The 23,794-nt window shown below is 66.3% G+C and carries 20 protein-coding genes and 2 pseudogenes; 15 read left to right on the top strand and 7 right to left on the bottom strand.

The features are described 5' to 3' along the window. Positions 1 to 559: 559 nt before the first annotated feature. From M2163_RS02555 to M2163_RS02540, 4 genes are all read left to right on the top strand, one after another. Entirely contained in the window at positions 560 to 895 is a 336-nt protein-coding gene (locus M2163_RS02555; protein ID WP_280854726.1) for a hypothetical protein, read from the top strand. Positions 896 to 985: 90 nt separating this feature from the next. Beyond that, entirely contained in the window at positions 986 to 1,294 is a 309-nt protein-coding gene (locus M2163_RS02550) for a WXG100 family type VII secretion target (RefSeq protein WP_280854727.1), read from the top strand. A 219-nt stretch (positions 1,295 to 1,513) separates the two neighbouring features. Next, positions 1,514 to 1,993: a type VII secretion system-associated protein gene (locus tag M2163_RS02545; RefSeq protein WP_280855133.1), complete on the top strand. Its 480-nt coding sequence runs from the start codon at positions 1,514 to 1,516 to the stop codon at positions 1,991 to 1,993. A 116-nt stretch (positions 1,994 to 2,109) separates the two neighbouring features. Next, the gene (locus M2163_RS02540) at positions 2,110 to 6,189 is read left to right on the top strand and encodes an AAWKG family protein (RefSeq protein WP_280892989.1); all 4,080 of its coding nucleotides are present in this window, start codon (positions 2,110 to 2,112) and stop codon (positions 6,187 to 6,189) included. A 425-nt stretch (positions 6,190 to 6,614) separates the two neighbouring features. Here M2163_RS02540 and M2163_RS02535 read toward each other — a convergent pair whose 3' ends face one another. The 3 genes from M2163_RS02535 to M2163_RS02525 form a co-directional block, all read right to left on the bottom strand. Beyond that, positions 6,615 to 6,776, bottom strand: a complete 162-nt coding sequence (locus M2163_RS02535; protein ID WP_280854729.1) for a hypothetical protein — start codon at positions 6,774 to 6,776, stop codon at positions 6,615 to 6,617. A 272-nt stretch (positions 6,777 to 7,048) separates the two neighbouring features. Next, positions 7,049 to 8,143 carry a M23 family metallopeptidase gene (locus M2163_RS02530; protein WP_280854730.1) on the bottom strand — a complete coding sequence of 365 codons (1,095 nt, stop codon included), beginning with the start codon at positions 8,141 to 8,143 and terminating at the stop codon, positions 7,049 to 7,051. Between the two features lie 440 nt (positions 8,144 to 8,583). Further along, positions 8,584 to 9,345: an SDR family NAD(P)-dependent oxidoreductase gene (locus M2163_RS02525; protein ID WP_280854731.1), complete on the bottom strand. Its 762-nt coding sequence runs from the start codon at positions 9,343 to 9,345 to the stop codon at positions 8,584 to 8,586. Between the two features lie 189 nt (positions 9,346 to 9,534). Here M2163_RS02525 and M2163_RS02520 point away from each other — a divergent pair, with 189 nt between their 5' ends. From M2163_RS02520 to M2163_RS02505, 4 genes and pseudogenes are all read left to right on the top strand, one after another. Next, positions 9,535 to 10,407, top strand: coding sequence for a helix-turn-helix transcriptional regulator (locus tag M2163_RS02520; protein WP_280854732.1), 873 nt, complete (start codon positions 9,535 to 9,537; stop codon positions 10,405 to 10,407). A gap of 147 nt (positions 10,408 to 10,554) precedes the next feature. Continuing rightward, positions 10,555 to 10,931, top strand: a pseudogene (locus M2163_RS02515) (transposase); the annotation flags it as partial. A gap of 170 nt (positions 10,932 to 11,101) precedes the next feature. Continuing rightward, a complete protein-coding gene (locus M2163_RS02510) occupies positions 11,102 to 11,671 on the top strand; it encodes a TetR-like C-terminal domain-containing protein (protein ID WP_280855134.1) in 570 nt (189 codons plus the stop codon). Between the two features lie 76 nt (positions 11,672 to 11,747). Continuing rightward, positions 11,748 to 12,926, top strand: a complete 1,179-nt coding sequence (locus M2163_RS02505; RefSeq protein WP_280892988.1) for a GDSL-type esterase/lipase family protein — start codon at positions 11,748 to 11,750, stop codon at positions 12,924 to 12,926. A 114-nt stretch (positions 12,927 to 13,040) separates the two neighbouring features. On the opposite strand, the pseudogene M2163_RS02500 reads toward M2163_RS02505, so the two are convergent. The 3 genes and pseudogenes from M2163_RS02500 to M2163_RS02490 all read right to left on the bottom strand — a co-directional run. Then, a pseudogene (locus M2163_RS02500) lies at positions 13,041 to 13,510 on the bottom strand (RNA-guided endonuclease TnpB family protein); the annotation flags it as partial. Between the two features lie 8 nt (positions 13,511 to 13,518). Further along, complete coding sequence (locus M2163_RS02495) at positions 13,519 to 15,759, bottom strand: alpha-N-acetylglucosaminidase (protein ID WP_280854734.1); 2,241 nt, start codon at positions 15,757 to 15,759, stop codon at positions 13,519 to 13,521. Continuing rightward, the gene (locus M2163_RS02490; RefSeq protein WP_280892987.1) at positions 15,756 to 16,973 is read right to left on the bottom strand and encodes an MFS transporter; all 1,218 of its coding nucleotides are present in this window, start codon (positions 16,971 to 16,973) and stop codon (positions 15,756 to 15,758) included. Before M2163_RS02490 ends, M2163_RS02495 begins: the two co-directional genes overlap by 4 nt. A 212-nt stretch (positions 16,974 to 17,185) precedes the next feature. Here M2163_RS02490 and M2163_RS02485 point away from each other — a divergent pair, with 212 nt between their 5' ends. The 7 genes from M2163_RS02485 (at position 17,186) to M2163_RS02455 (ending at position 22,595) form a co-directional block, all read left to right on the top strand. Then, positions 17,186 to 17,575, top strand: coding sequence for a MarR family transcriptional regulator (locus M2163_RS02485; RefSeq protein ID WP_280854736.1), 390 nt, complete (start codon positions 17,186 to 17,188; stop codon positions 17,573 to 17,575). A 603-nt stretch (positions 17,576 to 18,178) separates the two neighbouring features. After that, positions 18,179 to 18,526, top strand: a complete 348-nt coding sequence (locus M2163_RS02480) for a hypothetical protein (protein WP_280854737.1) — start codon at positions 18,179 to 18,181, stop codon at positions 18,524 to 18,526. Between the two features lie 2 nt (positions 18,527 to 18,528). Then, positions 18,529 to 19,200 (top strand): nucleotidyl transferase AbiEii/AbiGii toxin family protein, encoded by a 672-nt coding sequence (locus M2163_RS02475; protein ID WP_280855135.1) that lies wholly within the window; start codon positions 18,529 to 18,531, stop codon positions 19,198 to 19,200. Between the two features lie 104 nt (positions 19,201 to 19,304). Continuing rightward, a complete protein-coding gene (locus M2163_RS02470; protein ID WP_280854738.1) occupies positions 19,305 to 19,607 on the top strand; it encodes a substrate-binding domain-containing protein in 303 nt (100 codons plus the stop codon). A gap of 113 nt (positions 19,608 to 19,720) precedes the next feature. Next, the gene (locus M2163_RS02465) at positions 19,721 to 20,740 is read left to right on the top strand and encodes an ABC transporter substrate-binding protein (protein ID WP_280893140.1); all 1,020 of its coding nucleotides are present in this window, start codon (positions 19,721 to 19,723) and stop codon (positions 20,738 to 20,740) included. Between the two features lie 17 nt (positions 20,741 to 20,757). Continuing rightward, positions 20,758 to 21,810 (top strand): iron ABC transporter permease, encoded by a 1,053-nt coding sequence (locus M2163_RS02460; RefSeq protein ID WP_280893139.1) that lies wholly within the window; start codon positions 20,758 to 20,760, stop codon positions 21,808 to 21,810. Then, positions 21,807 to 22,595: an ABC transporter ATP-binding protein gene (locus tag M2163_RS02455; RefSeq protein ID WP_280854740.1), complete on the top strand. Its 789-nt coding sequence runs from the start codon at positions 21,807 to 21,809 to the stop codon at positions 22,593 to 22,595. Before M2163_RS02460 ends, M2163_RS02455 begins: the two co-directional genes overlap by 4 nt. A 212-nt stretch (positions 22,596 to 22,807) precedes the next feature. Here M2163_RS02455 and M2163_RS02450 read toward each other — a convergent pair whose 3' ends face one another. Then, positions 22,808 to 23,716 carry an aminoglycoside phosphotransferase family protein gene (locus M2163_RS02450; RefSeq protein WP_280854741.1) on the bottom strand — a complete coding sequence of 303 codons (909 nt, stop codon included), beginning with the start codon at positions 23,714 to 23,716 and terminating at the stop codon, positions 22,808 to 22,810. Positions 23,717 to 23,794: the final 78 nt, after the last annotated feature.

Raw genomic sequence — 23,794 nt, 5'->3', positions numbered from 1 at the left:
ACAGCCGCTCGCGGTCGACTCCCGTCCTGACACCGTCACCGGGCAGTGGACCCTGCGCGCACCCGATGTGACAGTCGGCCACCGGCCATCCCATCATCTGCCCCGCAAGATAAAAGGGCCACTGAACCGGCCTACGGATGCTCGGAGTTTGGTGATGCGACCTCCGTATCGCTCTACGACCCCGACCAGGAGAGGTATGACGGTCAATCGGCGATTTCACCTCCTCGGCAATGTGAAGAACAGGTATCAAATGCACGTTATATGCCCGGGACGGGACGGGCGCCGATGACCGATCGCCGTCTTCGTCTGCCTGTTTGGCGTCCGCGGCGGAAACGTCCGGTGTAAGCATCCGGTGAAAGCGCACATCACCCACCCAAGGTGAGACACGTGTGTTTTTTGGCTGCCGCCTTGGAACAACTCCCTTGGCCCGAACGTTAATTGTGACGGCCAACATATGTTAGAAGGTTCCTGCAGGGCTTGCGTGGAGCGCTGGGTTTCCTGAGCCTCGAAAAGCGAAAGCCTGCCCGTGACAGGACCAACGCGATGAAAGGAACATGACATGGCCGACACTGGCGCAAGGAAAGCGGATCATTCCAGGGGCTTGGCAGGTGTCACCTCCCTGCAAACGGCCCAGCAGCAGGTCGAACGAGTCCAGAACAACGTCGTTGAGATCGCCGCTCGTTCGGGCATCGCCGGCGACGAGGGCTGGGGCCTGTCGAAGCTGTTCGACAGCTGGAACGCCGAGGCTGCGAAGGTCGTCGAGCAGATCAAACAAATGTCCGAAGCGCTCCAGGACAACGTGTGGACCGCCCACAAGCTGGCACAGCACAACGTGCAGCAGTCCGAGCAGTTGACGCGGCAGACCTCGGCGGGCGTCTTCCAGGCGCTCAGCTGAATCACTCCGTCAACCTGGGAAGCGGCCCCTTTGTGAGGTCCTACCCCTGACCCGTCCGGGCTCGCGCCCGGTCACCCGAGAGGAGACGTCATGGCCGACGGCATCATTAGCGTGAACTTCGCCGTAACCCGGCAAGCCATCGAGGATCTGCGCGCGCAGACGCAGCAGATCGCGAGTGTCCTGCACAACCTGGAGGACGAACTCCGGCCGCTCATCGCATCCTGGGAGGGTGTCGACCAGGAGAAGTACCGCGAGGTACAGGCGCAGTGGAATGGCGCCGTCTACAACATGGGCATGCTCCTGGACAGCACCGGCGGTCTGCTCACCGACATCCACGACGGCCACCATCGCGACATGCGCAAGAGCGCCGACAACTGGGGCAGCGTGCGGGTTCGTTAGCGCAGCTCCCTTCATCCCTCGCCGCCCCGGAGGGCAAGCCACGCCGTCCGGGGCGTGCGAGTGGAAGGTGTCGAACCCGCCCGCGCGGTCGCCCCATGTGACGACGTGATGTGGGCGCGGGCGGTTTCGGCTCCCGGCAGGTGGCCGGCCGCGCGCAAGAAGCACACGGCCGGCCACCACATTTTTCCGTCCGGTACCGAACGGCAGGAGAACGTTTCCATGGCTGGTGACAAGGCCGACGTCAAGCACTTCAACATCAAACAGATGGAGAACTTCCGCGACAACGAAGTGGAGCCGGTGCTCGCCGCGGCGAGGAAGCACCGCGAGGACGGCGACGGGGCCAGCATCCGCCCGCTGATCGACCTCATCGACGGACAGACCACTCCGGACAACCTCGGGCAGGACACTCAGCTTCTGCGTCTCGGTCGTATGGCCTCCGAACCACTCGTCTCCGGGCCGACGCTGCTGGAGGGTGTGCGGACCTCGGCCACCGCCCTCGACAAGTTGCTCTCCGATCAGATGTCCCTCTTCAAAGAGGTGAAGGCGGCCCTGACCGAGACCATCGATGGGGCGATCAAGATCAAGGACGAGAACCTGAGCAAGATCGACGCGCAGACCCTGCTCATGAATTTCGAGGATGTCGACGCCCTCACCTCGGGGGGCACCGAAGAAGCGGAAGAAACGGGCGGCGCGAGCTGAGTCATCGCACCGACGGATGTCGGGCGGACTCGGCCCACCGTGGACAAGAACACCCGGCTGCATCTCACTGGGGTACCGATGCGCCGGAACCGACGACAGACTAGGAAGGCGCCCAGGTGGCCGATCGATACGATCCCAATTCCGTCGCCAACGTCGACAAGTTCGACGGTGGCGGCGCTTCAGCGGACGACACCTGGGCCGGTCTGGTCACCCACCTCACCGGCTTCCCGGTACCGGACCGCGCCACTATCTTCGACAAGCTCCGTTCCGAGCACGGCGGCAAGCTGTTCCGGATGGACATCAAGAAACACAGCATCGACTCGGTGATCGAAGGCTCCGGCTTTCTGAGGAACGAGGGCGAGGACTACGACATATGGTTCTTCGACAACAGCGGGTCCGGTTCGCTGAACCAAGCTCGCATCGTTTTCGAAGGCCGTGTGAGGGACGGCAACGAGATCATTTTCTCCGACGCCAAATCCAATAGAGCGGGTAACGACTTCAAGGATTGGCACAAGGACGAGTTCAGTACGATTCCGCTCAGTCAGTACATGAACGGCCCCCGGGCTGCGCTGCGTGCCCTGTTGGGTGGCAACACCCAAGACACTCAGTTCAGCGGCTTGAATGTCGCGGGCAGCGATGCGGTGGATCTGAGCTCCTTCACCGCCACAGGTGAGTCCTTCGATTACGCGGCCAAGTTCTTCAAGGACCAGGCCGTGGTGCTCAAGGACTGGGAGGACCGCTTCAGCCGGGACGACGCGAGCTGGAAGGGTGAGGCGGCGGAGGTCTTCGAGAGTTTGCTGAAGAAGATCCGCGAGAACTACGACAGCTACGTCGAAACATTCAATTCCACTCCGCCTGGGACGGAGGACGCCAGTGGCAGCACAATATATTCGCGCTCTCTGTCACAGGCCCGGATGTACCTGCAGGATTCCACTGCGACGTTGTTGGAAGCATGGTACGAGTGGGCCTCATCTCCGTACTTCGACCCGCACAGGGTACTGCGGTATGTCCTGGACGACCTGGCTCAATGGGTGGACGCGAACAACGTCACCAAGGTGGACATCGAACGTGTCTCTCATGAGAACGCGGTGTCCTATGGCGCGATACCGCAGGGAGGATTTTCCCAGGTCCACCCGGAGTATGGCGACCTGTCCGACATCGGGAACTGGGCAAAGGTCGGCGACAAGGCGGTCACCATATGGAACCAGGGTGTCGACGAATACCTCGGAAAGCCGGCCGCCGTGGTGCAGTCCGCACTGAACAACCACTTTCTGGACCTGGCAAGGGTGTTCAATGAGAACCTTCCCAAGCCGAAGTCGACCGGAACGGCCTCCGAAGAGTACGCGAAGAAGAAGGCGGATGACGAGAGCGAGGATATCGACAAGCAGAACGAAGAAGCGGAAGACTACTTCAATAAGATGAAGGAGGACTACGAGAAAGACAGGAAGGATAAAGAGGAGTACGACAAGGAGCTGAAGGAGCAGCAGGCGCAGGACCATGAAGAGCAGGAGCAGTACGAGAAGGAGCTGAAGGAGCAGCAGGCGCGGGACCATAAGGAGCAGGAGGAGTACGAGGAGGAGCAGAAGCGGCAAGTAGAGCAGGACAGGAAAGAGCAGAAGGAGTACGAAGACAAGCTGCGTAAGGAACAGGAAGAAGCGCAGGCAGAGGAGGAGCGAAGGGCCCAGGAGCAAGCCGACAAATTCGAGGATGGTCTGGGCGACTTGAACAATCCCGTGGGCGGCGGCCAGGATTTGAACAGCCTCCTCGGTGGGGGCGGACCGGACGGAAAAAAAATAACCACCGAAAGTCTGGGCGACCTCGGAGACCTGAACGACCGTACGAACGATGTCCCCGATGATGTGACTAACAAGAATACCGACGCTCCGGACGGATTGAATGGTGACGGCCCGGGCGGGACGAAGGACTTCAACGAAGCCCTGACCCAGAACCTGGGGGCTCTCGCTGGTCTGAACAATAATCCAGGCGACACGCGCGACTCCGACACGCCCCCGACCACTCAGGATTTGGGTGCCCTGACCGGGCTCAACGGCGGCGCCTCCCTGCTGAACCCCACCGGCGGCGGTACCAGGGCCGACAATCGAAAGATCACCAGCACTTTCCCGGACGGGAGTAGTTCGGTCTTTGATCCTGACACTGAGACGGTGACGGTGACTGGTCCTGATGGGCAGGTCACGACGGAGGATCTGGGTGGCGGTAACTCGGTGAGGAATCCGGATGGTTCGGTGACGTCGCTGGGTGATGACGGGAAGTTGACGACGAGGTTCCCGGATGGGTCGACGCAGACGGTTGATCCGGCGACGGGGGAGGCGGTCACGACTGATCCGGACGGTAAGTCGGTGACGACGAACCTGGGGAATCTCGGGAACCTCAACGGTGGTCTGGGTGGGGGTGGTCTCGATACACCGACGGGTGGTGGTACGGGGCTGACGGATGACGGTGGGGTGGTCAACGAGTTCCCGGACGGGAGTAGTTCGGTCTTTGATCCTGACACTGAGACGGTGACGGTGACTGGTCCTGATGGGCAGGTCACGACGGAGGATCTGGGTGGCGGTAACTCGGTGAGGAATCCGGATGGTTCGGTGACGTCGCTGGGTGATGACGGGAAGTTGACGACGAGGTTCCCGGATGGGTCGACGCAGACGGTTGATCCGGCGACGGGGGAGGCGGTCACGACTGATCCGGACGGTAAGTCGGTGACGACGAACCTGGGGAATCTCGGGAACCTCAACGGTGGTCTGGGTGGGGGTGGTCTCGATACACCGACGGGTGGTGGTACGGGGCTGACGGATGACGGTGGGGTGGTCAACGAGTTCCCGGACGGGAGTAGTTCGGTCTTTGATCCTGACACTGAGACGGTGACGGTGACTGGTCCTGATGGGCAGGTCACGACGGAGGATCTGGGTGGCGGTAACTCGGTGAGGAATCCGGATGGTTCGGTGACGTCGCTGGGTGATGACGGGAAGTTGACGACGAGGTTCCCGGATGGGTCGACGCAGACGGTTGATCCGGCGACGGGGGAGGCGGTCACGACTGATCCGGACGGTAAGTCGGTCACGACGAACCTGGGGGATCTCGGCAACCTCAACGGCCAGGGCGGTTCCAATGACATCAAGCTGCCGACGCAGACGATAGGCGGCCTGGAGGACCTGGGAGACCTGGGAGACCTGGGAGACCTTGGGGACTTCAACACAAGCCAGACCGGTCTGGAGTCCCCGACCGGCGGGCACACCACGTCCCACGAAGGCGACTTCACCACTACGTTCCCGGACGGCAGCAAGGCGACGTTCGACTCTGACAGCGGGATCCTGACCACCACCGGCACCGACGGCGGCACCACGAGTGTGGATCTCACCCACGGAGCGACGGTGACCAACCCGGACGGCTCGACCACTGTCCTAGATGACAACGGCAAGCTGACGACCACCTTCCCGGACGGCAGCACCCAGTCCATCGATCCCGACACCGGTGCCACCACCGTCACCGATGCACAGGGCAACAAAGAGACGGTGAACCTGCCGGATCTCAACACCCCCGATATCAACGTTCCTGACCTCAACACTCCCGACCTCAATCTGCCCGATCTCGATCTCCCCGCGTCCGGGCCGGGCGAAAGTCTGAATGAGACGGTCGGCGGCGGCCCCAGCACAACTCGGAACGTGCCGCTGCCCGACCTGCCCATTGGTGGCGGCGGGGGCGACTTCGCCCCGCTCGGCGGTTCCTCGCTACCCGGCTCCGAATCGCTGGCTGCGCAGGGCTCGAACACCGCACCACCCCTCGGTCCTGGCATAGGTGGAAGCGGTCCGCTCACGCCTCAAATGGGCGCCCCCGGCGCCCCCGGCGCGCCCGGCACCCCGGCCCCCCCGCTGGGTGGCATGGGCGGCGCCGGCGCGGGCGCGGGCGGCGAACGCGGGAACGGGGAGCGGACACGTGCCGTTCTGGTCGACGCGGCGGAGGAGAGCGAGCGACGCAACCGTCGACGCCGTAACGCGTGGCACCGTCAGGAGGACGACGACACCTTCCTGGCACCCGCCCCCAGGGTCGCGACGACTGGCGACGACGCCACACAGAGGGCAGAACCGGGCAGCAGTGTCACCACCTCCGCGGACTACCTGGAGGGTGACGCCGATGTGTGGGGCACCGAGGAAGGTGGTACGCCCGCTGTGGTCGGGCGGTGACGACCGTCGGGACGGGCCGGGGAGTCCCTTCGGCCCGTCCCGACGGTAGCGAGGATGACCGCCCTCGTCGGCGAACCGTCCCGCCACCAAGGCGGCAGTGCTGACAACGGAGCTCGGGAGCCGTGTGGGCGCTCACCCGACCGCTTTGGGCATGCTCATCCGCAAGGCGGCAACGCCGTCTCGGCTCCCCGCTTGCTCGGCGCCGATGGCTCCGCCCTCTGGTGTCCTGCGCCGGGGATTCGATCACGATATGCGGCGAGCAGGCACTATCGGCCGTGCGTGGATCGCTTCCTGTGGCCGGCCATCGTCCCCCGTCTGTCTGCGGTCACGCGGGGTGCCAGGTTGCCGTTGGCGGTTCAACTGGCCCATGACTGCGCGACATTCACCCCTGCCAGCGAGTGTCTGTCTGCCGTGAGGTGCACGCGTCAGTCGGGCCGGATCGCATCAGCGATCTCGTCGGGATGGGTGAGCATGCCGTCGTAGGGTCCTGGCACCTGCAACGAGGTCAGTCCGTGGCGCATGGCGAACTCGGCGCCCGACCGCACCAGGATCTGACCGTTCTCGACGAGCGGATACGCCAGGTCCACGTCGAGGGTTGTGCAGCCTCGGGCGTGAGCGGGCCGACCGGTTCCCCGGTTGGCCCGTCACCCGCACCGCCCACTTGGGCCGGTCCGTCAGGCATGCCAGACCGTAGTCCCCCGTGAGCACGTCCGCTTCCGCTGCATGCCGACGCGGAACGACGGGCCCCCAACCACGGCCCACGCGGTCACCACCGGCATCTCTTGCCCATCGGCGGTGAACGGCTCCATCTGGGCTCTCGTGGTGGTCCCGGTGGGCGGTTCTCGTGGGGGAGGGCCCGTCAGCCGATGGAGACACCCTTGGTGCGCAGGTAGGCGACCGGGTCGATGTCCGAGCCGTAGTCCGGCGTGGTGCGGATCTCGAAGTGCAGGTGCGGGCCGGTGACGTTGCCGGTCGCGCCGGAGAGGCCGATCTGCTGGCCCGCGGTCACGGCCTGGCCGCTGGCGACCGAGAGCGCGGACAGGTGGGCGTACTGGGCGTAGTAGCCGTCGGCGAGTTGGATGACGACCTGGTTGCCGTACGCGTCGCTCCAGTCGGCCGAGACGACGGTGCCCGCACCGACCGCCTTCAGCGGGGTGCCGGCCGCGGCGAGGAAGTCGACACCGGTGTGGTGGCCGCTGGACCACAGACTGCCCCCTGTCTTGTAGCCGGTGCCGAGGGGGGCGCCGGTGACCGGGGCGGTGAAGCCGTTGACGCTGCCGGTGGCCTTGAATGCCGTGGTGGCCTTCCTGGCTGTCTTCGACTCGGAGTGCTTGGGGTCGGAGGAGTCCTTGGAGGGCGACTGGGACCTGGGAGTGGAGGCGACCGGCGACGACTCGGGGACGACTGTCCCGGCCCTCTTCCGCGCGGGTGCAGTTGTCCCGGCCCTCTTCGTTCCGGAGCGTTGGTAAGTGAACGAGTCGGCCGCTGAGGACTCGAGGGCCGCAGCCTCGGCTTGCTTACCGCCGATGACGAGCTTGAGACCCGGGCGGATCAGTGACGGGTCAGCTCCGATTGCCTCACGGTTGTCGGCGTAGAGCCTCTCCCAACCCCCGCTGACGTCCTGCTCGTCGGCGATGCGTGAAAGGTAATCGCCGGGCTTCACCGCATAGGTCCGCACGTCGGTCTTCTCGGCTGCCACCTCCTTGACTTCCTTCCTCTGAGGTGTCTGCTTCTCGACAGCCTCGTCAGCTGCGACCGGAAGGGGCTGAGGGGTCTTATCAGCCGTGGGGGCGGACTTCGAGGGAGTGGTGTGGGCGCTCACGGCGGTCCCCGCGGCTCCCATGAACAGCACCGCGAGGATGCCGCGTTCGGTCCCGGCGACGGCTGGTAGCGCCAGGCCGGCCGCGACCGCCAAGGCGACGCTCAGGAAGAGGATCCAGCGACGGAGAACCATGACGGCACCACCCAGTTGCGAGGGAGAACGTTCGATCTACTTGCCATGATCAGGCGACTCTCGTGTGCCTGTCAATACCGAACGTTCTACCTCGGTGGCTGAGTCGCCTCTTTGTCCACTGCGGATGCGCTCACGCGCTGGATCGACCAGGTCCGAACAGCCGATCTGCCCCACGTCCATGCCTTCACCCGGTCTTGAACCGGGGCAGGCTTCACCGTGCGCACAGGGTCGTTGGACTCACCCTCCTTTCGAGGGGGAGTGCCTGCGGGCGCGAACGCCCCTGCGTATGCGGGCGTTGACGGTCTCTATCGCGTTGGTGCTGCACATGGCCTTGCGAATGCTGGGACCTGCACGAGCGGTGCCACTCTGCCCTGACCCACCTTGGTGAGCAGGGAGACGCCCCCCGCTGCAACCGTTGCCGCCCGGGAGGGGGAAGGGCGTCAGCCTTGGCGGCTGGGGAGCATGGCCAGGGCCTGGGATCGCTGTGCGACGAGGTCGTCGTAGGTGCCGTCGCGCTCGGCCCAGCGGTGCACGCGGACGCCCTTCACGAGGATCTCGTGGGGGGTGGGGTCCTGTGCGAGCAGGTGCATGACCTCAGTGGCGAAGTCGTCGAGCGGCAGCGCGTGCGGGTTCACCTTTTCCTGTCCTGCCGTGGCGACGGCAGGGGGGACGAGCTCCACGACGCCGACGCCGGTGCCGTCGAGCTGCGCGCGCAGTGCCTCTGAGTAGGCGTGCACCGCGGCCTTCGAGGCAGCGTAGCTGGGCATGGGCGGGAACGGCAGGAAGGCGATGCCGGAGGTGACGGTGATCAAGGTGCCGCTACCCCGCCGGATCAGGTGCGGGGTGAAGGCGTCGATGACCCGGATGGTGCCGAGCAGGTTGGTGTCGATCGTCGTTGCTGCCGCTTCGAAGTGCGCGGGGTCGCGCAGGTCCTCCAGGAGCATGACGCCCGACATCGTCACCACGGTGTCCAGCTCGGGGTATCGGGCGAGCGCGGCGTCACGGGCAGATGCGACGGAAGCACCGTCGGTGACGTCGATGCTGATCGTGCCGAAGCCTTCCTCAGCGAGTTCCGAGAGTGCCTCCGGGCTGCGGCCGCCAACGGCCACGGTGCTGCCCGCCGCAGCGAACCGCCGGGCCAGCTCTCGCCCGATACCCGAGGTTCCGCCGACGATGAGAACGGTGCGGTTGGAGAGATCCACGGGATCTTCCCTTCAGTCCAAGGCGCCGCCGGCGTTCAGGCCCGCGGCACAGACAGTGATGCTCTCTGCCTCTTCCGAAACAGTGCTATCGCAGTCTTGACGGCATCCGCCGGGTGTGCCAGGGCCCCCGTCTTCCCTGGTCCTGCCAGGGCCCCCTCTGGGACACGTGCACCGCATTACGGTGTTGGTATGAAGGACGAGGAATCTGGCACCCAGCTCGGCAGCTACCTCCGTGCCCGACGCGAACTGGTCTCTCCGGCACAGGCAGGACTCCCGCCCGGGGGCAACCGCCGCGTGCCTGGCCTGCGCCGCGAGGAGGTCGCCCTGCTCGCCGGAATCAGTCCCGACTACTACCTGCGCCTGGAACGGGGCCGTGACAAGAACCCCTCCCTGCAGGTCCTCGAATCACTTGCTCGGGTCCTGCAGCTCGACGACGTCGAGCGGACGTATCTGCTCGGCCTCGCGGCGGCACGTCCCAGGGCGCCGCGGCGCAAGCGGCCCGAGCACGTACCGGCGCGCGTGCACGAGTTGCTCGCTCACCTTCAGATCCCCGCGTTCGTCGAAGGGCGCGCGTTCGATGTCCTGGCCTCCAACCCCATGGCGGTCGCACTCTCCCCCCGCCTGCAGCCCGGACAGAACCGGCTGCGTTCTCTCCTCCTTGATCCTGAGGAACAAGCCTTCCACCAGGACTGGGCGAAAGCCACGGCCGATTTCATCGCCGCCCTTCGCACCACCATCGGGGACGACACCGACAACCCCCGGTTCGTCGAACTCGTCGGAGAACTCGCACTGTCCAGTCAGCGGTTCCGTACCCTGTGGGCCCGACACGACGTCCGCAGTCTCGACGGAGGCACGACCACCGTCCACCACCCCGTCGTCGGTGAACTACGTCTGCACCGCGACAAACTCGCCATCGGCGACGTCATCCTCGTCGTCTACTACCCCGACAAGGGCAGCGACAGCGACGAGAAACTGCGGCTCCTCGCCGCACTCTCAAACACCGAGTCCGCCGATGCGGCACACGACAGACCGGCGGACGCCCCGCGCCCAAAGACACCCTGACGAGCACGCGCCGCCCCGGTGCCGCAACCAGAACGCCCGTAGCGTGCCGCACGCGCAGCACTCCTGGGGCAGCCCGGGGCGGCTGGTTCCGCAGGTCCATGCACCGTTCATTTTGCGGTGAATGGGGCGGACTTTCCTGTCTGCCGGATCTCTGGTGCCAAGGTCCACGACAGCCAGGCTCTGAGCCCACTGGTGAAGGGCATGCCGCCGATCCGATATACCGCCGATCCGATCTCGGTGAGGTCTTCGTCGACGTAGGCCCGGCAGGCTGCCTGCCGACAAGGGCTACGACTGCACCCACCTGCGACGATGGCTGTCCCAGCGAGGTATCCGACACCGCATGGCTCAAAGGGAGTCGAGACCTCGCAGCGACTCGGTCGGCACCGCTGGACCATCGAGCGCACGATGGCCTGGCTCGCTGGATGTCGCCGTCTCATCGTCGCTACGAGCGCAAGGCTGAGCACTTCCTCGCCGTCACGAGCCTCGCCCGCACTGTCATCCGCTGCCGCAGCCTGACCGAATGAAGTGACCTCTATGCGAAATCAAGGTGGGTGCCTGTGAGGCTGCGTCGACCCTCTGCCGTCGCGTTCGCCTCATTCGACGGAGCGCCCGCACCGTAAAGAGACACCTCTTTGCCTATAGACTGTAGGTTAATCTATACTCGCTATAGGCATAATGAGAGTAGGTGTTGGTTGTGGTTCGGGCAGGACTGAGCCCGGAGCGGCTGACGCTCGCTGGTGCGGAACTCGCCGATGAGGCCGGTTTCGACCAGGTGACCCTGTCCGCGCTTGCCCGGCGTTTCGATGTGAAGCCGGCAAGTCTGTATGCGCATGTCAAGAGCTCTCACGAGTTGAAGACCCGGATCGCACTGCTCGCACTGGCGGAGCTTGCCGACAGGGTCGCCGAAGCCGTCGCCGGGCGTGCAGGCAAGGACGCCCTGACGGCCTTCGCGAACGCCTACCGGGACTACGCCCAGGCGCACCCCGGCCGGTACGAAGCGGCCCGGTACCGGCTCGATCCGCAGACCGCCGCGGCCAGCGCGGGTGTCCGGCACGCCCAGATGACGCGCGCGATCCTTCGTGGTTATGACCTGAGTGAGCCGGATCAGACGCACGCGGTCCGCATGCTGGGCAGCGTCTTCCATGGCTATGCCTCTTTGGAGGGGGCCGGCGCTTTCGACCACACAGACATCGCCGCGCAGGAGTCCTGGGTCTGGATCCTGGACTGCCTCGACACCGCACTGCGGAACCGGTCCACCCCCTGACCGAGCCGCGTCACCCGCAACAGTTTCCCGTACAGCCCCAAAACCTCACCCTCCGAATCACAAGAGGCTTGAAGCAATGAGCAACGGACAGAACCTGATCACCACCCCCCTCACCGCGGACTTCATGCGCGGACACCTCGACGTGGAAGAGACCGCCGCCGGCCTGCTGCCGCACCGGCTGCCTGCCTGGGCGCGCCGGCAGATCCCCGACGATCTGCTGGCCGTGGCCGAGGCCCAGCCCTCCGGTGTCCGGCTGGCCTTTCGTACCAGCGCCACCACCATCCACCTGGACACCCTGCCCACCAAGCGCGCATACCGGGGCTTCCCGCCCCCGCCTGACGGCATCTACGACCTCCTGGTCGACGGCCGCCTCACCGCCCAGGCCACCGTGGACGGCGGGAACCTGCGCACCATCACTGACATGCAGACCCAGGCTGCGGAATTCACCCCGGGCCCCGCCGGCACCGCCCACTTCACCGACCTGCCCACCGGCGAGAAGGACATCGAGATCTGGCTCCCGCACGCGGAGATCACCGAGGTCATCGCCCTACGCACCGACGCCCCCGTCGAGCCCGCCCCGGACAAGGGGCGCCGGGTGTGGCTGCACCACGGCAGCTCCATCAGCCACGGATCCAACGCCGTCTTTCCCAGCACCATCTGGCCTGCACTGGCCGCCTCAGCAGGTGATGTGGAGCTGATCAACCTCGGATTCGGCGGCAGCGCACTGGTCGACCCGTTCACGGCCCGCGCGATGCGCGACACCCCCGCGGACCTCATCAGCCTCAAGCTCGGTATCAACGTCGTCAACAGCGACGTCATGCGCCTGCGCGCCTTCGCCCCCGCCATCCACGGCTTCCTCGACACCATCCGCGAGGGCCACCCCACAACCCCCTTGCTCCTGATCTCCCCCATCCTGTGCCCGACCCACGAGAACACCCCCGGACCGCTCATGCCGGACTTCTCCACTGGAACCCTGAAGTTCAAGGCCACCGGTGATCCGGCCAAGACCGCCGCTGGGCGGCTGACGCTCAGGATCATCCGCGACGTCCTGGCGGACATCGTGAGGCAGCGGTCCGTCGAGGACCCCAACCTCCACTACCTCAACGGACTCGACCTCTACGGCGAGAGCGACCACGATGAGTTCCCCCTGCCGGACGCAATCCACCCCAGCCCCGAAGGACATCGCCGCATCGGCGAGAACTTCGCCAAGCTCGTCTTCGCGAACAACGGGCCCTTCACCATCACCACTGGCTGACCCGGATGCCCTCGGCGGGAGAGCATGATGGCCGGCTTCCCGGTATCGCACCACTGCGTAGGTGAACAGGACTCGGCCACACATTCCTGGGACCACTCCCTTCCCGTCACCGTCCTACCGCGCCGTTGAAGGCTGTGGTGTCCAGGGGGTTCCTGCTTCGTTGCGCGGTACGGGCACGAGTGCACGTCGTGCCTGTGCTCCATGGGCTGACACGGCCAGTCCGGCCGCCTTGGCGACGTTGACCGCCGCGTTGCAGTCCCGGTCCAGGACGGTCCCGCAGGTCCCGCAGGTCCAACCCGGACGTGCAGAGGCTTGGGGCCATCCTGGACGCCGCATCGCGAGCACACCTGAGACGTCGGCTCGCAGCGGCCGATTCTTATGAAGGTGCGCGGGCGGCCTTGTATTGCAGCATGCTCACGAACGCGGACCATCCGGCGTCGTGCACGGACTTGGCCAGGCGTGTAGGCGCGTCCCTTGACGGCCAGGTCTTCCACGGCGACCGATTGGCTCTCTCGGATCAGCTGTGTGGAGAGCTGGTGGTGGAACCCGCGGCGTGCGTCCGCGACACGGGAGTGTGCCCGCGCTCACGTCCTCATGGGTTCTCGGTGATCCGGATCGCGAGATCCAGGACAGCGGCCGCGGCTGATCTGGGGTCTCCGCTGGGACGGTCGGGGTAGACGGTGTGCGCCCGGCTCCATTGGTCGGCCCGGGCGTACCAGTCGACGGGCTGTGTTTTCCCACCGACGAGGGTCTGTCGGACTTCGTCGAGCCAGAGCGCCCAACGGGAGCGGTAGTAGTCACCCACCAGGCCGGCCCAGGAACGAGTTGCGTATTCGGCCAGGACGGTTGCGTCCTCGTAGCCCCATGAAGTCAGCAGGCGCTTGGCCTCCATGGAGAGGTAGTGGCCTTCTTCCTCGTCCGATCCCCATGCCTGGGCGTCGGCAAGCCACGAGCCGAGCAGGAAGTGCTCGTTCGTACTGAGCACGGCCTCCTGCGCATCGATCAGGACCAGCAGGCGACGCGCGGCGGCGTCGTAAGCTTTCACATCGCCTGATCGCGCCGCGTCCGCGACGAGGCGCAGGGCGGTTCGGGCCACGTCTTCCGCGACCTGGCGTGCGACGTCGACGAGGTCGTAGCGCATTCCCGGCGAGTCCAGTCGCTCGGCGGCACCGAGCAACGCTCGTAGTGCTGGGATCAAGGCTCCCTCGGGGTAAGCGAGGGCGCGCGGACCCAACAGGCTGGCCTGGTTGGCGTCCAGACTCGGGACAGCGGCGATCACCGAGTCGGTGCAGGCGTAGGGCGGCAGTGCTTCGGACATGGCGTCCGCCACCTGAACGAGTGTCTCAGCGAACTCGGGCGCACCATGCACATGGGAGGCGTCCACCGGGACGCCGGCCAGTGCCTGTAGGGTCTCGGCCGGCAGGCCTCCCTGGTGCATATGGCGCCACGGCCCATATGCCGTGGCCATGAGGATCTGCCATGCCTCGTCGGCCTGTGCGTCGGCAGCGCCGTAGCGCGACGCAGTCCACTCGCGCACCCACTCTCGTAGATCAAGTGGTTCGTCGGCCCAGGTGAGGTCATTGAACAAGTCCCACAGGATGGGGTTGTTCGCCGTTCCCTCGGCCATGTTGGCCATCCCTACGAGTCCGGGAAGCCGGCTCTCTCCCCGCCATCGGCGGGGAAGGGCCGCCACGGCTTCCAGATCACCGTACAAACCCGTTCTGCCGCCGTAGTTGGGCAGGATTCCCCACGCCCACGGTGCTGGGCCGAACCCGTCCTCGCCATGGTGTTCACCGGTGATGTCGAGCACGATCACGCGGTCGGTGTCGATGGCGTCGAGCAGTTCTCGACGTGGGTTACCGGACCAGGCCTGCATGACCCACGTGGCGTCCGGGTCGGCGGCCGTCATCGCCTTCTGCACCCCGCGCGCTGCCGAGCCGAGATCGGTGCCGCCGGTGTGACCTCCCTCATGGACCAGGTCCACCGCCCACATCCCTGTAGTGCCGAAAGCGGCTCGCTGCTCCGCGTAGAAGATCTCCGCGACGGCGGCGTAGGCATCGGTGGTCGAATCGAGCCAGTCCGGCCGTACCGGGCCGACGACGTCTTTGAACCAGCGGCCTTGCGGCACTGTGCGCGTATCGGTCCAGCGCTTCGTGAAGTCGGGCGGCACCGTGCCGCTGAACCCAGGGAGGATGGGGACGATGTCGAGGTCCCGCATCCGCTCGATCACCTTGCGAGCCAGCCTTGCCCGGTCTTCGACAAGGGTCCTGCTGGTACCGCGGCCGAAGTTCTGGATGTTGTTCAGCCAGAGCCACGGCTGATGCGACGGTGGTCCCAGCCAGCGCAGGATTTCCTGCTCCTCGTATCCGCACTGCAGGAATGTCCGTAGCAGGACCAGTTCTTGACCGAGCGTCAGGTGAGCTGCCGTCACCCCGCCAGCCGCGAGCAGGTCGATCTCGTGCTCCCACTGCGCCCAGTCGTAGAAGGGGGTCGTGTAACCGCCGACCGTCAAGTTGTACGCGATCCGATGGCCCATCGCGGCGTCGCCCGACACCGTTGCCTTTGCCGGCAGTTCACCTCCGATCGGACGGGTCCCGAGGCGCGAGACATGTGCGGCACCCGTCCGGCGCGCGAAGGCGGCATAGCCGGCGACTGCCGAACCTGCGCCGGACGCGACAATGGTCAGGACCCCATCGGCTGACAGGACCCGGAACCCGTCGCCGATCCGCTCGGTGATGCTGACGCGGACGGCGCTCTCGGGCAATCCGCTGAGCCTGCGGATCGCCCCCTCGGCTACTGCCGTCGGCATCGCACGGTGCTGGGTCTTGCTCATGCGGTCTCCAGGAGATGGTGTTCCTCGGCCAAGGCCTGCGGACGGACCCGCAGGACCGCCAAGGAACCGATTAGCGCGATGGTGCCGCCGAGAAGGAACAGCGCTGGATAGCCGCCCAGAGTCGTCACCGCGAGTGAGGCGAGGAAGGGGGCGATGACCTGAGGTGCGGTCAGTGCGACGTGGAACACGCCGAGATCACGGCCGGTGTCACCGGCCCTCGGCAGCACGAGTGTCGCCAGAGCCAGGTCCACTCCGAGATAAAGGCCCAGCGCGAACCCGCTGAGTGCGGTGCAGACCAGGAACGCGGGCCACGTCTGCCACGCCAGAGGGACGAACAGCGCAATGGAAAGCAGCAGAGACGACACCAGCACGAAGCTGCGGTGTCGGCGGAACCGGTCAACGAGAGGCCCGGCGCAGACGGTTCCCACGGTGAGGAACACCAGACTGATCGTCAAGGCGGTGGCGACGCCGTCGGCGGGTTTCGTGCCTGGGGGAGGCTCGATGAAGTCCTGGAGGATGTAGAGGGTGAATCCGTTGACCATGTTGTAGCCGAGGTACAGCACGGCCCGCGAGACGAAGACCCAACGGTAGTCCCGGGAGCCGAGGCTGGCGAACAGCTGCCGCACGTCCTCACCCACAGTGCGTGGCACGCGCCCGCCCTCCGGACGGCGTCGCGCTTCCCGGGCTGCCCAAGCCGACGCGGCTGAGGCGAACACGAAGGCCGCTGCCAGCACCGTGTAGCCCGTCAGTACGGAGTCCACGAAGAACGCTCCGAGCTGGACTCCGAGCACACTCCCGACGGGCAGACCCAGCCCTTGCACGGTACTGGCCAGACCGTGGCGCCGCGGTGGGATCCGATCGGGGATGGTCGCCAGGACGACGTTCAGGCCGACGTTCACGGTGCCCTGCACCAGGAACCAGCCGATGAGCAGGCTAGGGATCGATCCGACCGCACCGAGAAGCAGGAGTGAAGCGCCTGTCGCGAGGCCGCCGAACAGGATCCATGGGGTTCGCCGCCCCCACATGCTTCGGGTGCGGTCGGAGAGCAGGCCGGCAATGGGGGGTACTGCGAGCGAGGCGATCGCGCTGGCACCGGTGATGAGCGCGAGGGCGGACGGGGCCGCATTCCCGGCGATGAGCCTGACTTGCGTCGGCAACAGAACGGAGAGCACTCCGCCGATCGCTGCATAGCCGAAAACATTGAGCAGGAACATCGCCGCCAGCATCGGTCCAAGTCGCGCGGTTGACTCAGTGCGTGGAGAACGACTCAGCTCGCCCTGCCGCGCGGGTCGAAGGGGCATGTGGGTTACCTCAGAAATGACAGGCTGGACGGCCGCTGACCACTGGAATCTAGTTCTGGCCGCAGGATTAAGCAAGACGGAACGTTCTGCCCCCGCGTTGACCGGGCCGGTGTTACCGTGCATATATGTCGCTGAACACGGTCGGTACCGGCCTCGAGGAGCGGTGGCGGGACATCCTGTCGGTGCACGCGCGCACGATGTGCGAGATCGACCGCGTGCTGCACCCGCACGGGCTGGGCGCGAGCGATTTCGAAGTGCTCGACATCCTCGCCACCGAGTCGCCCCAGGAGGGCGACCAGTGCCGGGTGCAGAACCTCGCCGGCCGGGTGCATCTCAGCCAGAGCGCGCTGTCCCGCCTGATCGGCCGCCTGGAGAAGGACGGCCTCGCGGAGCGGTCCATGTGCGTGGAGGACCGCCGGGGCGTCTGGGTGTCCCTCACCCGCAAGGGCCGTGACCTGCACTCCGAAGTACTGCCGCTGCACCGCGAGGTGCTGGCCAAGATGCTCGACGGTTAGTGCCGCATCGAGCAACCTTCGCCCGGTAGGGCACGGTGGTGGTCGCTAGGCTGTGGTCAGCTGTCGCAGCCAAGGCGTGATGGGAAATCCGCTTCATCTTCGAGATTGCGACCCTCTGTCGGTCTGAGCCGGTTCGAGTCCGGTAGCCCGCGGCGGTAGCTCTCGGCAGTGGCAGCATCGACAGAACGCACGTCACGCCGCCGAGGGCATGGCCAGCGGGCCTCGCTATCTGGGAGCCGACTCATGGTCACAATGCCTCCTCAGCCGCTCACCGGCCGCGCCCTACCGAGCCAACAGTCCCGCAACCCGGTCTGGTCACAGCTCAAGTCTCGGTTGAGTGCGGAGGCACACGACTGATGCTCTGGCGGATCTTCCGCGGATCGAGCTGCGGCCCGGACTGACGTCAAGTGTCGCGGCCGTCCTCACCCGGAAGCGGCAGCGCCAGAGAAGCTCACTGAGTCCGCTGTTAAGGACCGCTGACAGGTCGCGCTGCACTCCGGTTCCGTTGTCTGTCGTACGACAAGGGCCGCTAGGCTTGCTTCCGTGGGGTGCGGTGACGCGGTCATCGGCCGCACCTCGGGACTTCGGAGGGAGGGTCAGGGCGTGAGTGAACAGGTATCGGAGTCCACTGGAGTGTCCCGCTGGGCTCCGGCGCCGGATGAGCTGCCGCGCGATCTGGCTGAACTCGGCGGACCCGTCCAGGGCACTGTTGTCTTGCCCCTCCATTTGGCGTGGTCGGGTTTGCGTGCGTTCGACCTTGGTGATGAGAAGCTGCTGCTTGGGATGTACCGGATCGTCCTTGTGAATGGCAAACACCAGGACTTCGTGCGTTATCTCGATGCTGCACGGCTGGTCGCGTACTGGCCGACCCTGCGCAAAATGTTGGGCCGTGGTGTGCGTACCGCCTGGGAGGCCCGCTTCGCGCAGCTCCGGCCGGCGGCCCCAGCGTGACACTGCCCGACCTGCCTGACCATCACCGCCGCCTGCTGCTGGACGCAATCACCGCAGGTCGGCCTTTCGGACTTGCCTTGATGGGAGGCTATGCCGTCCAAGCTCACGGCATTGTCCACCGGCCGAGCCAGGATCTCGACTTTGCCACGGAGCATCCCGCAGCCATGAGGCAGATCATCGAGCATCTGACGCACGACCTGAGCGAGCGAGGCTGGCATGTCACGATCATCGATGTCGCTCCGCTCAAGGCCCGTTTCCTCGCCACCGATCCCGCAACCGGGTCCGCGTGCGAGGTGGACCTTCTCAAGGAGGTGCTGTGGCGCCCCCCGGTCCTACTGGACGTCGGCCCCGTACTTGCCCTCGACGATCTGATCGCCACGAAAGTGCGCGCCTTGGGCGACCGCGGCCTGGCGCGTGACGCGATCGACGTTCACGCCGCCCGTCACCTCTACAGCACACATGAGCTGGAAAGTCTGGCGGAACGGCGTCCGGAGGAGTTTGATCGGCAAGAACTCCATGACCGGCTGGAAAGCCTGGAATGGATCAGCGACGCGGAGTTCGAAGCCTACGGCCTGGACGCCGACGCTATCGGCGAGCTGCGCAACTGGGCTCAACAATGGCTGGACGACCTGGCCCAGCGGCTCGCTGAACCCTACGCGGACCCGGATGAATGACAACTGCCCGCCCGTCCAGGCGTATTCAGGGACCCGACGCCGCCTGACGCGTACCCCGGTAACGCGCGCCTCACTGGCGGCCCTCGGGTGAGACCGAGGAGGGCATGTTTCGAGGCGGTGTACTCGCTGGCGGACAACGATGGCTCGCCATCGGTGCCATGCACGCCCTCGCCGACGCCGGCGTACGGGTGCCCGAGGACATCGCAGTCATCGGTGTCGACGGCATGCAGGAGGGCGAGTACAGCTCGCCGACCCTCGCCCCACGACAAGACACAGCTTGCCCGCAATGCGGTCAGCACACTCGTCGCGATCATCGAGGGCACTGCGCCGCCGCTGATGCGGAGGCTCCCTATCGGCTGCTGGTCAGAGGCAGCACCGCAAAGAAACTGAGATCCGCGGGGAACTGAACGGATGTTGCTCCCGACTACTGGACCAGGTGACGGAGGTTCACCTGTGGGCTGAGTAGATCTGGAGATGTTCCTTGCGTGCTCGAGTGCGGGGCGGAGCGACGGTGGTGTTGATGAGTGGTCTGCTGGCGGCAGGCTGCAGTGGTGGGCACGAGGAAGCGGGGGAGAAGGACGCGGGCGGGGCGGTATCAGGCTCCTACCCCGTGTCTGTCACCGATTGCGCAGGTACCAAGACCACGTTCGACAGTCCCCCGCGGAAGATCGTCACCAGCAATGCCGCCGGCCTGGAACTGCTGTTGCGCCTCGGCGTGGGGGACCGGGTCGTCGGTACAGGCTTCCCGTCCGGCAACGGCACCCTGCCCGACGGCCTCGACGCCGAGGCCCGGAAGGTAAAGGTGCTCAGCAAGGGGGTGATCCCGAAGGAGAAGTTGCTCGGCTCCGGCGCCGATCTGTACCTCGACACGTTCGGCGCCATGAAGATGGATGGTGCAGGTCAAGCCGCGACCGCGGACGAGTACAGGGCCGCCGGGATCAAACACGTCTACCTCAAGTCCACCGCATGCGCCGCAACCGGCGAGGGCGCGGTCACCGACTTGTCCGCGGTCGAGGACGACATCGCTTCCCTCGGCGCGGTCACCGGGGCGGGCGCGAAGGCCGAGGAACTCGTCGCGGGCATGAAGAGGAAGGTGGCCGCGGTGCAGAAGGCGATCGGGAGCACGCCACCGAGCGCGCGTCCGACCTACTTCTTCTTCGACTACGACGCTGGAACACAGCAGCCGGTCGTCGTCTGCAATCGTCAGGTCGCCAACGCCGTGATCACCCTGGCCGGTGCCCGGAACGTCTTCGACTGTGACGGCACCACCCAGCGAGTCGGCTGGGAGGACGTGATCTCGCGAAACCCGGACTGGATCCAGCTCGGAGTCCGCAACAAGGGCAGCCGGGAGGCGAACGACAAGGCGTTCGCCGAGGCGGAGGAGTGGCTGAGGTCAAACGCGGCCACCAAGGGCCTGAAAGCCGTCAAGGAAGGTCATTTGCTGCGTATCGGTTCCGAGCGGACCACTATCGCGGGCGTCGAGAACGCCGACACGGTCGAGACCATCGCCCGTTCTCTTTACCCGAACAAGGTCCGCTGACCGTGGCCGTCCATACGATGCAAGGTGACAACCGCACGGCAGAGCCCCGCGGTACTCTGCCGCCCGGCCTGACTGCAGCCGTCCTCGGCGTGGCGCTGGTGGCCGCGTTGACGGCCGCGGTGGCGTGGGGCTCGACGACCATCTCTCCCGGCGAGGTGTGGGGCGTGGTGTGGCGACGGCTGTCCGGCGCGCCGGCGAGGTCGGGCACCAATGACCTCATTGTGTGGCAACTGCGCGCTCCCCGGGCCCTGTTGGCTGCGCTCGTCGGCGCCGGGCTCGGTCTCGTCGGTACAGCGGTGCAGGCGCTGGTTCGCAATCCGCTGGCTGATCCCTATTTGCTGGGTATCTCCAGCGGCGCCTCCCTCGGAGCGGTCGCGGCGATCGTGCTCGGCATCGGAGCGGGGAGCGCGCTGGGGCTGTCCGGTGCCGCCTTCGCCGGAGCATTGGCAACCTTCGCTCTGGTGTGGACGGTCGCCCGGCGCGGCGGAGGCTTCGCGCCGTTGCGGCTCGTCCTGGCGGGGGTGGCCATCGGGCAGTTCCTGTCCGGGTTCACCAGTTATCTGGTGTTGCAAGCCGGGGACGAGCAGCAGACGCAGGGGGTCCTGTTCTGGCTGATGGGCAGCCTTGGGGGCGCCAACTGGGACCTGCTGGCCGTACCTGCCTTCACCGTCTTGGCCGCCGGCCTGTGGCTCCAGGCCCGTGCCCGCGGCTTGAACGCTCTGCTGATGGGCGACGAGACGGCCGCCGGTGTCGGCATCGACGTGACCCGCCTGCGCCGTGAACTGTTCACAGTGACCAGCGTGCTCACCGGTGTCCTGGTCGCGGTCTCCGGGGCGATCGCCTTCGTCGCACTGATGGTGCCGCATGTCTGCCGCCTGCTACTCGGCGGGGACCACCGTCGGCTGCTGCCCATTTCCGCGCTCTTCGGCGCTCTGCTGCTGGTAGTCGTCGACACCGTCTGCCGTACGGCCATGGATACGCAGGAGCTGCCGATCAGTGTGGTCACGTCGTTCGTCGGGGCTCCGGCGCTGCTTTATCTACTGGACAGGCGCCTGGGGAGTGGCAGTTGAGAATTGACATCGACGATCTGCACGTCGCCTACGCGGGCCGTACGGTTGTGGCCGGTGCCCGACTGATAGCCGGAGCCGGCGAGATCACGGGACTGGTCGGCCCGAACGGCAGCGGCAAGTCCACACTCCTTCGCACCGTCTACCGGCATCTGCGGCCGGTGGCCGGGCGCGTGCTGCTGGACGGAACTGACGTCCGGGCGATGACTGCGGTGCAGTCGGCACGGCACATCGCCGCCCTCCCGCAGGAACGGGGCAGCGACTTCGAGCTGACCGTGCGCGAGGTGGTCGCCATGGGCCGTACCCCCTACAAGCGGGCCTTCGCCGGGGAGGACGCCACCGACCGGGACATCGTCGCCCGAGCGCTCTGCGACGTCGGCATGGACGGGCACGCCGGACGCCGTTTCACCGCGCTGTCCGGCGGCGAGCGGCAACGCGTGCTCCTGGCACGGGCGTTCACGCAGCTGCCCGATGTCCTCGTGCTGGACGAACCCACCAACCATCTCGACATACGCCACCAAGTCGAACTTCTGGCTCTGCTGCGCTCTCAGCGGCAGACAACGTTGGTATCGCTCCATGACCTCAATGCCGCCGCGGCGGTGTGCGACCGGCTGCACGTTCTGTGCGCCGGCACCGTCGTCGCTTCCGGTCCACCACGCGAGGTCCTCACCCCCGAGTTGATCGGCGAGGTCTTCGGCGTACGGGCGGCAGTGGTCGACCACCCCCTCACCGGAGACCTGCTGATCGCTTTCGACCATCGTGCCCCGGGGAACGAGACCATTCAGTAAGACAAGAGACAGGTCGGCGAATGATGTGGCGTCCGGCGTGTGGGTGCTTCGGCAGTGGTGGATACTGGGCACGACGGTCCCGCCATTGCTGGCGCGTCCGCCACAGGACGGCGGTGCGCGAATCCCCGCACCCCTGGCATTTCCCGGGCTCGCCGCAGCTGGTCTCCTACTCCGAGCGACTCCTCTGAGCCAGGCGACAAGACCTGCGCTGACTACGCCAACCGCTCCAGAAGGATGGCTTCCCAGGCGTGCCGGAGCGAGACTCTGAGCGGAGCAAGGCGGCCCGCGTCGGCGCTTTCGAGCGCCTCGGCAAGCCGAATGACGGCGTCGCAGCGGGCCAACCACAGTCCGCGCAGGCATGAACCGAGGCTGTAGCCGGCGAGGGTGGCCGCGCGTACGGCGACCGGCGCGCCGACGGCGGCCGCCAGCGCGGCAATGTCCTCGCACGGGTCGCCGATGGCCGCGTTGCCCCAGCCGAGGATGCCGTGCACCCGGCCGTCGGCGCCCACCGCGACGTGCTCGCCTGTGAGGGCGCGATGGACGAGGACGGTGGCACCGGGCCGGTCGGCGAGTCTGACCGCCGCCGGGCCGGTGAGCTGCTGAAGCCAGGTGGGGTCGAATTCGTCGTTTGCGCCGAGGCGTTCGACAGCCCAGTCCGCGGCCTGAAGCAGGGCTTGCAAGGGACGCGGTGCCACCCGTGGCACACCGATTCCCTCAGTTTGCCGAACGGACACCCTGCGCAGCCCGATGAGCACACCCGCGAGGTCGTCCTCACCAGCGGTGGATACGTTGTGCTGCTCTGTCTCGACGGGCACCTTGATGTCCAGCGTGTATGTCAGCCCGGGTGCCCACTCGCCGTGCGCCACGCCGGCCGGCACCGTGACCGGCAGATGCGGGCGGACCAGGTCGCGCAGCCGCGGTTCCCGGCGCTGGCGAAGGGCTGCCTGGCGGTCGGGAGCCAGACGCAGCACATGATGGTTCCCGACCCACCATGCCGAGCGGCCGTTGCCCGTGGCGACGGGCCGTATCCCGGGTTCGGTGGGATCATTCGTGCCGTGCCTGAGCAGGGTGTTGATGACGTGTTGGACTGTGTCCGCCGTGGGTTTCGTTGCTTGGGTCATGGTCCGCGCCGCTGTCGCCTAGAGATGTGATGGGGCTTCTGGCAGTCGTGCAGTCCACGAGCCCGTGGGGCCTGTCCG

The organism is Streptomyces sp. SAI-135, from assembly GCF_029893805.1.
Classification (GTDB): Bacteria; Actinomycetota; Actinomycetes; order Streptomycetales; family Streptomycetaceae; genus Streptomyces.
Note: the sequence above shows the minus strand (reverse complement) of the source record. Positions and strands in the feature narration are given on the sequence as shown.

Bases quoted from the DNA above. Each gene is read 5' to 3' on its own strand.
- M2163_RS02555 (WP_280854726.1), top strand. From the start codon at position 560: ATGGCCGACACTGGCGCAAGGAAAGCGGATCATTCCAGGGGCTTGGCA.
- M2163_RS02550 (WP_280854727.1), top strand. From the start codon at position 986: ATGGCCGACGGCATCATTAGCGTGAACTTCGCCGTAACCCGGCAAGCC.
- M2163_RS02545 (WP_280855133.1), top strand. From the start codon at position 1,514: ATGGCTGGTGACAAGGCCGACGTCAAGCACTTCAACATCAAACAGATG.
- M2163_RS02530 (WP_280854730.1), bottom strand. From the start codon at position 8,143: ATGGTTCTCCGTCGCTGGATCCTCTTCCTGAGCGTCGCCTTGGCGGTC.
- M2163_RS02520 (WP_280854732.1), top strand. From the start codon at position 9,535: ATGAAGGACGAGGAATCTGGCACCCAGCTCGGCAGCTACCTCCGTGCC.
- M2163_RS02505 (WP_280892988.1), top strand. From the start codon at position 11,748: ATGAGCAACGGACAGAACCTGATCACCACCCCCCTCACCGCGGACTTC.
- M2163_RS02495 (WP_280854734.1), bottom strand. From the start codon at position 15,759: ATGAGCAAGACCCAGCACCGTGCGATGCCGACGGCAGTAGCCGAGGGG.
- M2163_RS02490 (WP_280892987.1), bottom strand. From the start codon at position 16,973: ATGTTCCTGCTCAATGTTTTCGGCTATGCAGCGATCGGCGGAGTGCTC.
- M2163_RS02485 (WP_280854736.1), top strand. From the start codon at position 17,186: ATGTCGCTGAACACGGTCGGTACCGGCCTCGAGGAGCGGTGGCGGGAC.
- M2163_RS02470 (WP_280854738.1), top strand. From the start codon at position 19,305: ATGTTTCGAGGCGGTGTACTCGCTGGCGGACAACGATGGCTCGCCATC.
- M2163_RS02465 (WP_280893140.1), top strand. From the start codon at position 19,721: ATGAGTGGTCTGCTGGCGGCAGGCTGCAGTGGTGGGCACGAGGAAGCG.
- M2163_RS02460 (WP_280893139.1), top strand. From the start codon at position 20,758: ATGCAAGGTGACAACCGCACGGCAGAGCCCCGCGGTACTCTGCCGCCC.
- M2163_RS02450 (WP_280854741.1), bottom strand. From the start codon at position 23,716: ATGACCCAAGCAACGAAACCCACGGCGGACACAGTCCAACACGTCATC.